This is a genomic window from Gilvimarinus gilvus (assembly GCF_030518155.1).
GTDB lineage: Bacteria > Pseudomonadota > Gammaproteobacteria > Pseudomonadales > Cellvibrionaceae > Gilvimarinus > Gilvimarinus gilvus.
Genome location: NZ_JAULRU010000306.1, coordinates 1 through 349, shown reverse-complemented (window position 1 = coordinate 349; position 349 = coordinate 1). Strand labels below are relative to the sequence as shown.

Annotated in this window: 1 protein-coding gene; it reads right to left on the bottom strand. The window is 63.0% G+C overall.

The window, feature by feature from the left end; all coding sequences use genetic code 11:
- The coding region (locus QWI17_RS04970) for an efflux RND transporter permease subunit (RefSeq protein ID WP_302721403.1) at positions 1 to 349 on the bottom strand (349 nt) is incomplete at both ends.

Below are 349 nucleotides of genomic sequence, written 5' to 3'. Positions count from 1 at the left end.
GGCACGAACACCACGGCGACCAGCCACGATGCCAGCAAGGCAATGGTCACCACCTGGAAGATCGAGCGGGTGTATTCGCCGGTGCTGGAGGCCGCCGTAGCGATGTGCAAGAAGCCCGCTGCGGTGATCAGGGTGCCGGTGAGCATCGGGAAGGCCGTGCTGCTCCAGGCGTAACTGGCCGCCTTGAGGCGGTCGTAGCCCTGCTCCATCTTGATCGCCATCATTTCCACGGCAATGATCGCATCGTCTACCAGCAAGCCCAGGGCCAGTACCAGCGCCCCCAGCGAAATCTTGTGCAGGCCGATGCCAAAGTAATGCATGGCCGCGAAGGTCATGGCCAGCACCAGGG